At 76.8% G+C, this 10,362-nt stretch carries 7 protein-coding genes and 1 pseudogene; 4 read left to right on the top strand and 4 right to left on the bottom strand.

What is annotated here, in order from left to right:
• Positions 1-6 precede the first annotated feature (6 nt).
• Complete coding sequence (locus RM555_RS26085) at positions 7-603, bottom strand: hypothetical protein (protein WP_311414221.1); 597 nt, start codon at positions 601-603, stop codon at positions 7-9.
• Positions 604-749: 146 nt separating this feature from the next.
• Here RM555_RS26085 and RM555_RS26080 point away from each other — a divergent pair.
• Positions 750-1,115: pseudogene (locus RM555_RS26080) on the top strand (GNAT family N-acetyltransferase); the annotation flags it as partial.
• Between the two features lie 258 nt (positions 1,116-1,373).
• Positions 1,374-2,162, top strand: a complete 789-nt coding sequence (locus RM555_RS26075) for an SAM hydrolase/SAM-dependent halogenase family protein (protein ID WP_311414253.1) — start codon at positions 1,374-1,376, stop codon at positions 2,160-2,162.
• 88 nt (positions 2,163-2,250) lie between these two features.
• Here RM555_RS26075 and RM555_RS26070 read toward each other — a convergent pair whose 3' ends face one another.
• Positions 2,251-3,459 (bottom strand): hypothetical protein, encoded by a 1,209-nt coding sequence (locus RM555_RS26070; RefSeq protein WP_311414220.1) that lies wholly within the window; start codon positions 3,457-3,459, stop codon positions 2,251-2,253.
• Between the two features lie 110 nt (positions 3,460-3,569).
• On the opposite strand from RM555_RS26070, the gene RM555_RS26065 reads away from it, so the two are divergent.
• Positions 3,570-4,478 (top strand): zinc finger domain-containing protein, encoded by a 909-nt coding sequence (locus tag RM555_RS26065; protein WP_311414219.1) that lies wholly within the window; start codon positions 3,570-3,572, stop codon positions 4,476-4,478.
• Positions 4,479-4,744: 266 nt separating this feature from the next.
• Positions 4,745-8,389, top strand: coding sequence for a hypothetical protein (locus RM555_RS26060; RefSeq protein ID WP_311414218.1), 3,645 nt, complete (start codon positions 4,745-4,747; stop codon positions 8,387-8,389).
• A gap of 200 nt (positions 8,390-8,589) precedes the next feature.
• Here the strand turns inward: RM555_RS26060 and pspM are convergent, their stop codons facing one another.
• Together pspM and RM555_RS26050 are read right to left on the bottom strand one after the other, a co-directional pair.
• Positions 8,590-9,369: a phage shock envelope stress response protein PspM gene (pspM, locus tag RM555_RS26055; RefSeq protein WP_311414217.1), complete on the bottom strand. Its 780-nt coding sequence runs from the start codon at positions 9,367-9,369 to the stop codon at positions 8,590-8,592.
• Between the two features lie 23 nt (positions 9,370-9,392).
• The gene (locus RM555_RS26050; RefSeq protein ID WP_311414216.1) at positions 9,393-10,265 is read right to left on the bottom strand and encodes a PspA/IM30 family protein; all 873 of its coding nucleotides are present in this window, start codon (positions 10,263-10,265) and stop codon (positions 9,393-9,395) included.
• Between the last annotated feature and the right edge of the window lie 97 nt (positions 10,266-10,362).

Raw genomic sequence — 10,362 nt, 5'->3', positions numbered from 1 at the left:
GCACAGTCAGCGCAGGCCCGTGAGGACCTTCTCGTACCTGGCGCGATCGGCGGCGGGGGTCTTCGCCTCCAGGTAGTTGAGCACCACCGTGCCCCGCCGGAACGACTGGCCGCCCCACGTCTCGGCGATGTCGCTGGCGCTGGTCTCGTCGGGGAAGACATACACGGTGACGGCGTCGGTCGCGACCAGTTCGGAGCAGCCCAGGCCGAGCCCGTCCGGGCCGCACTCCACCGACCGGTCCCGGGGGTTCGGCACCTTCAGCCCGGCGGCCTTGAACGCGTCGACGACCTGCCGCGCGCCGGGCGTCCCGGTCGGGCGGGCCGGCAGCTTGGCCGGCGGCGGGCTGGCGGGGCGGCGCTGAGTCGGTCCGCCGGCGCTCGGAGCCGCCGGACCCGGCCCCGTCGGCCGGGCGCTCGGCGGGGCGGCGGGCGTCGCCGTGGCTTCCGCCGCGCCGGTCGGGCCCGGGGACGGTACGTCGGCCGGGGTCGACGCCGTGGCGGCCGGCGGCGCGGCGCGCCGGTCCTCCGCGTCGTCGCCGCAGGCGGCGGTGAGGGCGGCGGCGATCACGAGCACCGCGACGGCGGGCAGGCTCCGGTTGGTCACCCCTGGCAGTCTGCCCAACCGGATCCCGTCCCGGCAGTGGCCGGTCGGTCAGTGCGGCTGTCCCATTTCTGCCAGACCGCCCCGGTCGACCGGCGCGGTCTGGCGGCGTCGGTACGATCCCGACCGGTCGACGAGGGGAGCCGACGATGACCGTGGTGGACGGGGCGGACGGGCTGACCGTCCGGCCGGCGCGGGCCGGGGACCGGGCGGCCGTGGACGCGCTGCACGAACGCGAGTGGGGCGGGCCGTACGTCGTCGCCCACGACACCCGGTACGACCTGCGTACGCTGCCCACGCTGGTGGCGACCGACGGGGCCGGGACGGTCGTCGGGGCGCTCGCCCACCACGACGACGCCGACGGGCTGGAGGTGGTCAGCGTGGTGGCCGCGACGCCCGGCGGCGGCGTCGGCACGGCGCTGCTGGCGGCGGCCGGCGAGGTGGCCCGGGCCGGCGGCCGGGCCCGGCTCTGGCTCGTCACCACGAACGACAACCTGCGGGCGCTGCGCTTCTACCAGCGGCGCGGGCTGCGGCTGGTGCGCGTGGACCGGGGCGCGGTGGACCGGGCCCGCCGGCTCAAGCCGAGCATCCCGGTGATCGGCGAGGACGGCATCCCGCTGCACGACGAACTGGTCCTGGAACTGCCCCTCACCACCGACGGACCGGCCCCGGAACCGCCCCTCACCGCCGACGGACCGGTCCCCGCCGGCCGCCCGGTCCACGGTCGGCAGGTCGTCGCCGGCCCGCCCGCCGGCACGCCCCGCGCCCCGTGGATCTCGCTGACCACCGACTACGGCCTCGCCGACGGATTCGTCGCCGCCTGCCACGGGGTGATCGCGCGACTGGCGCCGGAGGCCCGGGTCGTCGACGTGACCCACCTCGTCCCGCCGGCCGACGTACGCCGGGGCGCGGCGGTGCTCGCGCAGGCCGTGCCACACCTGCCGCAGGGGGTGCACGTGGCCGTCGTCGACCCGGGCGTGGGCACCACCCGGCGGGGCGTCGCGCTGGCCACGCCCCGCGGGATGCTGGTGGGGCCGGACAACGGCCTGCTGGTGGAGGCCGCCGAGGCGCTGGGCGGGGTGACCGCGGCCGTCGAGTTGACCGACCCGAAGTGGCTCGCGTCCGAGGTGTCCCGCACGTTCCACGGCCGGGACGTCTTCGCGCCGGTCGCCGCGCGGCTGGCGCTCGGCGCACCGCTGTCCGGGGTCGGCCCGGCGGTCGACCCGGAGTCCCTGGTCCGGCTGCCGGCGCCGGTGCTCCGGCGGGAGGCGGACGGGTTCACGGCCGAGGTGCTGACCGTCGACCACTTCGGCAACGTCCAGTTGGCCGCGCCGGCCGGCCTGCTGGCGCCGCTGCCGGTCCGGGTCCGGGTGCGACCGGGCGCGGGTGCCGGGCCCGGCCGGGAGGCCGTGCACGGGCGTACCTTCGGCGACGCCGGACCGGGCGGGCTGCTGGTGCACGCCGACTCCGCCGGCCTGGTCGCCGTGGCGGTCAACGGCGGCCGGGCGGTGGACCTGCTGGCGGTGGCGCCGGGCGACCTGCTGCGCGTCACGGCCGGCTGAGCAGCCAGCCGGCCCGGCGAGGTGCCGGGCGGGCGACCCGGGCGCCGGACCGGAGCCGGCCGGCCCGGCGGGCGTACGCGGGTGGTGGTCAGCAGAGCGGCACGGTGCCGCCGTAGACCGCCGAGACGTACGCGTGGCTGACGTACTGCCCGCCGGTGAGGCGGTTCCACCGGTTGGTGGTCCGGTACGGGCCGACGACGGTCTGCCCGGTCACGTAGCACTCGATCGGCACGTTGGCGTACCGGGCGGCCAGGCCGCGCACCGCGTACCCCGTGCCGGCGCCGGCGCGGATGTTGAGCGGACCGTCGCCGACCACGCCGCGCGGACCGCTGCCGGTCCACAGGTACGCCACGTCCACCCAGGCGTTGGTGGTGAGCTGCAACCCGTCCCAGAAGGTGCCGTCGGCGAGGTCGACGCCGGCCGGGTTCAACACGACCCGCCCGAACTGGTCCCGCCCGCCGTTGTAGCCGTACTGGTAGGCCGCCTGTGCCTGCGGCCGGCCCTGCGGGAGGTCCTTCCAGTTCTCCCGGACGGCGCTGAGGTTCCAGTAGTCGTCCCGGGTGTTCCAGGGGCCGACGTCCCAGACCGGGGCGTACTCGCAGCGGCTGCCCGTGGTGGTGCAGACCCGCACGGTGTAGTCGCCGGTGTTCGCCGGGGCCAGGCCGCGCCGCGACGGCAGCGCGACGAAGTGGTCCCCGGCCACGATCGTGTGCCCGTTGGCGGTCACCTCGCCGACCAGCCCGATGCGCGTCGCGTACACCCGGTAGGTGAGGCCGGGCGAGGCGGCGACGGCGGCGACGGTGTCGGCGGTGAGTCGCACGGCGCGCACCTCCGCGGTCGCGCCCGGCCGGCTCGCGGTGAGCACCACCCGGGTCTGCACGCGGGTGACCGGCCGGTCGAAGACCGCCCCGCCGGTGGCCTCGCGCCACTCGGTCCAGCCCGCCGCCCGCCAGCCCCGCACCTGGGCCTCGGCGGTGCCGCCGGCGGCGGTGCGGGCGTCGACGGCGGCGCGGATCCGGGTGGCCGGCCGGGCCAGGGTGCGCGGCGGCGCGAGGAAGATCCCCTCGGCGACCGCGCTGCGGGGCGCGCGGGACCGAGCGGGGCGGGGGTCGGCCAGCCGGAGCCCGGCGCGGGTGTGCCGGACGTTGACGTCGTCGGCGTCGACGCGGGAGAGGTCGGTGCTCCACCGTTCGCCGCCGCCGGCGGCGGCGAGCGCGGGGCTCGGGGCGGGTACGAGGGCGAGGGCGAGGATGACGGTCAGGGCGGCGGTACGGGCGCGACGTTGGGGCAGAATCATGGGCATTCTCCTCAGAACTCCCTGATCGTGCCCTTGTCAGTAGATCGACAGGAACCTCCATACAAATAGCGACACATGCGAATTCGGCTCGGACGAGGAAGGATGGACGGGTGCCCGAAGGCGACACCGTCTGGAACACCGCCCGCGTACTGCACCGTGCCCTGGCCGGCGCCCGCCTGACCGGCAGCGACTTCCGGGTGCCGCAGCTCGCCGCGACCGATCTCGCCGGCTGGACGGTGCGGGAGTCGGCCAGCCGGGGCAAGCACCTGCTGCTGCGGCTCACCGCCCCACCGCACGCCACGCCCCCGCCCGACGCCCCGATCGGACCGCAGGGCGGTGCGGCCTCGACGCAGGCCGGTGCGGCCCCGGCACAGGGCGGCGGCGCGGCACCGGGAGACGACGGCGGGGCGCGCTGGACGCTGCACTCGCACCTGCGGATGGACGGCGCCTGGCGGGCGTACGCGCCTAAGGAGCGCTGGGCGGCCCGGCCGGCGCACCTGATCCGGGTCGTGCTGCGCAGCGCGCGGGCGGTCGCCGTCGGCTACCACCTGCACGAGTTGGCGCTGGTGCCGACCGCCGAGGAGGAGTCGCTCGTCGGGCACCTCGGCCCCGACCTGCTCGGCACGGACTGGGACCCGGCGGAGGCGGTGCGCCGGTTGGCCGCCGACCCGGACGTCACCATCTCCGAGGCGCTGCTGGACCAGCGCAACCTGGCCGGCGTCGGCAACCTCTACAGGTGCGAGGTGCTCTTCCTGCGCGGCGTCTCGCCGTGGACCCCGGTGCGCGCGGTGCCGGACCTCGCCGGCACCGTCGCCCTCGCGCAGAAGCTGCTCGCGGCGAACCGGGGCCGCTGGACGCAGAGCACCACCGGATCGCTGCGCCGGGGGCAGACCAGCTACGTCTACGGCCGGCGCGCCCAGCCCTGCCGGCGGTGCGGCACCGCGATCCGCAAGGAGGAACTGGGCGAGCGGGTCACCTACTGGTGCCCGGTCTGCCAGCCGGAGCGTCCCGCCGACTGACCCTGCGGGGCCGGTGCGACACGCGCGTGTCCTGCGTCGCGCATGGCGGGTAGCCGCCCGCAGCCACCCGGTCGGCGTGTCGGGCGGGACACTCCGCCGGCAGGGCGGCGAGTCGCGTCCTTGCCACAGATACGGACGATTGGGTACTTCCTAACATCGCCGTCGAGGTTGCATGCTGCGGTTGACTCCTCACGCATCGTCAGCGACGCGCGACCGGTCCGCCACGCCGACGTGGTGGCCGCCGCGCCCGGACACCGGGGAGAGCCATGGAGCTGTTCCGCAGACTCCGGATCCCGTGGGCGGAGCGGGCGAGCGCCCGCGCCGAGCACGACGCCGACGGGACCGGGGCGGGGCCCGTGCCGGCGGCCCGGCGCGCGGCGGAGCCGGTCGCCGCGCCGGCCAGCCTCGACCCGGCCGCCGTGCCGCGCTACTTCGGCCCGCTGCCGAACCAGGCCCGCAGCCCGCTGCCGGTGGTCGACGCCGACGGCTGCGTGGTGCCCGGCACCGGCATCCGCAAGTTCGTCGACGCACTGCCCCGCCCCGGCGTGCTCGGCCGCACCCAGCTCGGCGCCCACCTGCCGGTGGCGGTGCCGGACACCGTCAGCTATCCGGGCTGCGACTACTACGAGATCGGCCTGGAGCAGTACGCCCAGCGGCTGCACCGGGACCTGCCGGCGACCCGGCTGCGCGGCTACCGACAGCTCAACCTCGGCACGGACGCCCACGGGCACAACACGGTCGCGCCGGCGGGGCGCCCCTGGCACCTCGGCCCGCTCATCCTGGCCCGGCGCGGCCGGCCGGTCCGGGTCAAGTTCATCAACCAGCTCCCCACCGGCCGCTCCGGCGAGCTCTTCCTGCCGGTCGACCCCACCGTCGACGGCGCCGGGGCCGGCCCGCTCGACGGCCCCGCGCCCTACCCGCAGAACCGGGCGGTGCTGCGGCTGGCGGGCGCGCACACCGGCTGGACCAGCGCCGGCAACCCCTGGCAGTGGGTGACCCCGGCCGGCGAGATCACCCCCTACCCGACGGGGCCCGGCCTGGCCCACGTGCCCGACATGCCACCGCCCGGCGCGGGCGCCACCACGCTCTACTACCCGAACGAGCAGAGCGGGCGGCTGTGCTGGTTCCACGACAACACCGTCGGCCTGGCCCGGCTCACCGTCTACTCCGGGCAGGTCGCCCTCTACCTGCTCACCGATCCCGCCGAGGAGCGGCTCGTCGCCGACGAGGTGCTCCCCGCCGAGCAGCTGCCCCTGGTGATCGAGGACAAGACGTTCGTGCCGGAGGACGCCCAGCTCGCCGGGGAGGACCCGACGTGGGACCGGGACCGCTGGGGCTCCCGGGGCAGCCTCTGGCACCCGCACGTCTACCAGCCCAGGCAGAACCCGCACCGGGCCGACGGGACGAACCCGACCGGCCGGTGGGACTACGGCCCGTGGTCGCGTACGGGCGACGACGCCGGGCAGCGGGAGCACGGCGGTACGCGGCACCGGGCGGACCCCGTGCCGAACCCGCATCACGACCCCGTCGCCGACCCCGACGAGCCGCCGCTCGCGCCCGGCGTCCCGCACCCGTCGGCGGTGCCGGACGCGTTCGGCGACACCGTGCTGGTCAACGGGATCGCGTACCCGTACCTGGAGGTCGAGCCGAGGACGTACCGGTTCCGGATCCTCAACGCCTGCCTGGACCGCGGCCTGAACCTCCAGCTCTACCGGGCCCGCTCCGACGGACCGATGTGGGACCCGGACGGCGGGCTGGCCGACGCCGACGCCGGCGAGGTGCCGATGGTGGAGGCGGTACGCGCGCCGGAGCGGCCCGCCGGCTGGCCGACGGACGGGCGCGACGGCGGGGTGCCGGACCCGCGCGCCGCCGGCCCGGAGCTCGTCCAGATCGGCAACGAGTGCGGCCTGCTGCCCGCGCCGGTGGTGGTGCCGAACCGGCCGGTGAGCTACCGGTACGACCGGCGCGACCCGACCGTGCTCAACGTCGACGCGCACGCGCTGCTGCTCGCCCCGGGGGAGGCGGCCGACGTGCTTGTCGACTTCTCCACCGTCGCGCCCGGCGGCACGCTGATCCTCTACAACGACTGCCCTGCCCCGCTGCCCGGCTTCGACCCGCGCGCCGACCACTTCACGGGCGCCCCGGACCGCAGCGCCGAGGGCGGCGCGCCGCCGACCCGCCCCGGGTACGGGCCGAACACCCGCACCCTGCTCCAGTTCCGGGTCGTCGGCACCCCGGCGCCGCCGTACGACCTGGCGCGGCTGCGCGAGCGCCTGCCCGAGGCGTACGCGGCCAGCCAGCGCCCGCCGATCGTGCCGCAGCCGGCGTACGACGGGGCGTTCGGCACCCGGACCGCGCGCGACACGGTGGTCCCGGTGCACGCCGCGACGGTCAGCTTCGTCCCGGCCGGCGCCGCCGCCCCGGTGCTCCTGCCGCTGGAGGTCAAGGCGGTGCAGCAGGTCTTCGAACCGGACCACGGCCGGCTCGTCGGCCGGCTCGGCGTCGGGCACCCGCACGCCGGGCCGCTCTCCCCCACCGTCCTGCCGCTCGGGCCGACCGACCCGGCCACGGAGGTGCTGCACGTCAGCGATCCGGCCGTCGCGGTGGGCGGGCCCGGCGACGGCACCCAGCTCTGGCGGATCCGCGGCAACAGCCGGCAGACCCAGCCGGTGCGGTTCACCGGCTGCGACGTGCAGCTGGTCGGCCGGGTCGGCTGGGACGGCGCCACCCGGCCGCCGCACCCGGCGGAGCGGGGCTGGAAGCAGGTCGTCCGGGTCGACCCGCGCGAGGACGTGATCGTCGCGCTCCGGCCGGTCGCGCCGCCCCTGCCGTTCAAGATCGGCGACAGCGTACGGCTGCTCGACCCGCTCCGGCCGGCGGGCGCCCGGACCGGCTCGACCCCGGTCAGCCCGGTCGACGGCCGACCCGCGGTCGTGGTGAACCAGCTCGTCAACCTCGGTTGGGAGTACCACTGGCACAGCCAGCTCGGCGGCCACCGGGACCAGGGCATGATCCGGCCGCTGGTGCTGCGGGTCTCGCCCCGGGCACCGACCGGGCTGACCGCGACCCCCGCCCCCGGTTCGGCCACCGCGCTGCCCGCGATCGCGCTGACCTGGACGGGCAACGGAAGCCGGCCACCGGCCACCAGCCACCTGCTCCAGCGGGCCACCGACGCCGCCTTCACGGAGGGCCTCACGGCGATCACCGTGGCGGCCACGGCGACCCGCTACACCGACGCCAGCGTCACCCCCGGGGTGACCTACCACTACCGGATCCGGGCGGAGAACGCGGTGAGCTGCTCCACGTGGTCCAACAGCGTGCCGGCCTCGGTACACCTCGCCGCGCCGGCCGGGCTGACCGCGGCGATCCCGCCGGCCGCGCCGCTGCGGATCGCGCTGCGCTGGGCCAACCGCTCCTTCGCCACCGGGATCGACGTGCAGCGGGCCACCAACCCGACGTTCAGCAGCGGGCCGGGCACCACCGCGATCGGCGTCGGCGACAACCATCTCGACATCGCCGTCGCCCCCGACACCACGTACTACTACCGGGTGCGGACCACCTATCTCGGCGCCGCGTCGGCCTGGTCGACGGTGGCCCGGGCGACCACCCCGCCGGCGCCGGGCCCGCCCACGGGGGTGACCGCCACCGCGACGGCACCCGGGCCGGACACGGCGACGGTGATCCTCGCCTGGGCGGCGAGCACGCCGGCCGCACCGGGCGCGGGGTTCATCGTGCAGCGGGCGCTGGACCCGGCGTTCGGCCGGGAGGTGGCGACCTTCACCGTCACGGGCCGGGGCTTCACCAACACCGGGCTGGCGCGCGGCGTCACCTACCACTACCGGATCCGGTCGTTCAACGTCGTCGGCAGCTCCCCGTTCACCGGCCCGATCCCCATAACCACACCCCCCTGACCCCCTCCCCCGCGCCGCGTCCCTGCCCGCGTCCCCGCCGGGGCCCGCGTCGATCATGCAGCTGTGGTGGGGTGCAAAACGCCCGAACAGGTACCGAGCCGGCACCACAACTGCATGATCGACCGCGCAGGAGGGTCGAGGCACTCGGACCGCGCAGGAGGGGCGGGAGGCTCGGAGGGGCGGGGCAGGGAGGGGCGGCGTCAGGGGGTGCGGAGGGGGGCGCCGACGCCGCGGAGTTCGGTCAGGGCCGTGGCGACGCCGTGCAGCAGGTCGGTCGCCTCGGTGAGCCGGGAGGCGGCCGGGTGCGCAGCGTCGGGGTGGGCTTCCCCGGCGACGTAGCCGGCGGCGGCCACGACGAGCCGCTCGTACGCGGTGACGCCCTGCTCCAGCTGCGCGCTCAGGGCCCGGTGCGCCTCGGCCAGCGCCGGCCGGGACTCGGCCGGGGCGAGCCGCAGCGTGCGCTCGACGCTGGCCACCCGGTCGGCGAGGTCCCGCAGCGACCGGTCCGCCTCGGCGGCCTCCAGCACGGCCGGCGAGGCGAGCCCCGTGAGCCGGCCGGTCATCCCGGCGAGGGTCAGGGCGGCCCGGTCCAGCCGGGCCCACGGCTCGGCGGCGCTGGTGCCGCGCAGCGCCACCCGGGAGCGCACCCGGCGGACCTCGGCCAGCACGCCGGGGCCGACGGGGAGCCGCTCCACGGCGGCGACCAGCCTGGCGCGGGACCGGGCAGCGGCCTCGGCCGGGTCGAGCGCCGGTGGTGCCGGCCGGGCGGCCAGCGCCCGCAGGTCGACCCAGCGCCAGGCGGCGAGCACCAGCGCGCCGCCCGCCCCGGCCGCCCAGGCCGCGTCGGGCAGCCCCAACCCGGCGTACGGGGTCAGCACGGCGGCGGCGCCGCCCAGGCCGCCGGCCGTGACGCTCCACCGGCGCGCGGAACCCCGCAACCGGTTCAGGCGCCGGAAGTACCGCGTGCGCTCGTCTGCCACCTCTGCCTCCTCGAACCGGCCGCTCAGCCGGCGGCGGTGGTGTCTCCGGTGCCGCGCTCCCGGCCCATGCTGGCCCGGAGCTCGTCGAGCCGGGCGGCGGCCGCCGGGTCGGCGGCCGGCGCGGCGGGCTGGGCCTGCTCCGCGGCCGGTCGTTCCTGCTTGCCGCCGAGCTGCTCGCCGGCCATGCTCGACCGGATCTGCTCCAGGCGGGACGAGCCGGCCGAGTCGAGGGTCGACTTCTGGATCTCCAGCATGCGGCCCTCGACGGAGTTGCCGGCCAGCTCGGCGCGGCCCATCGCCGTGGCGTACCGCTGCTCGATGCGGTCGCGCACCTCGTCGAGCGAGGGCGTGTTGGCGGGGGCGGTCAGCGACGACATCGACTCCAGCGAGCGGGCCACGCTCTCCTGCATCTTGGCCTGCTCGAGCTGGCTGAGCAGCTTGGTGCGCTCGGCGAGCTTCTGCTGGAGGATCATCGAGTTGTTCTCGACCGCCCGACGGGCCTGGGCGGCGGCGGCGAGCGCCTGGTCGTGCAGGGTCTTGAGGTCCTCCGTGGCCTGCTCGGCCGAGACCAGCTGGGTCGCCAGGACCTGTGCGGACTGCTCGTAGCGGCCGGCCTCGGCCTCGTCGCCGCGGGCGCGGGCCTGGTCGGCGAGGACCAGGGCCTGGCGGGCGTTGGCCTGCAACCGCTCGACCTCGGTCATCTGACGGGACAGCTTCATCTCCAGCTGCCGCTGGTTGCCGATCACGGCGGCGGCCTGCTGGACCAGCGCCTGGTGCTGACGCTGGGCCTCCTCGATGGCCTGCTGGATCTGCACCTTCGGATCGGCGTGCTCGTCGATCCTGGCGCCGAAGAGCGCCATCAGGTACTTCCACCCCTTGACGAACGGGTTCGCCATCTTTGCGTTGTCCCCTCAGTAGCGTCGCTCCGCCTGGACCGCGCCGGGTGCTCCCGGCCGGCTCCGGCGCGGCAGTGGCTCCATCGTCCCAGCCGGA

Origin of the sequence: Micromonospora reichwaldensis, assembly GCF_031845925.1 — a bacterium.
In the GTDB taxonomy this organism is placed as follows: Bacteria; Actinomycetota; Actinomycetes; order Mycobacteriales; family Micromonosporaceae; genus Micromonospora; species Micromonospora reichwaldensis.
Note: the sequence above shows the minus strand (reverse complement) of the source record. Positions and strands in the feature narration are given on the sequence as shown.

Excerpts from the sequence above, each read along its gene's own strand:
- RM555_RS26050 (WP_311414216.1), bottom strand. The coding sequence starts at position 10,265 with ATGGCGAACCCGTTCGTCAAGGGGTGGAAGTACCTGATGGCGCTCTTC.
- RM555_RS26060 (WP_311414218.1), top strand. The coding sequence starts at position 4,745 with ATGGAGCTGTTCCGCAGACTCCGGATCCCGTGGGCGGAGCGGGCGAGC.
- RM555_RS26070 (WP_311414220.1), bottom strand. The coding sequence starts at position 3,459 with ATGATTCTGCCCCAACGTCGCGCCCGTACCGCCGCCCTGACCGTCATC.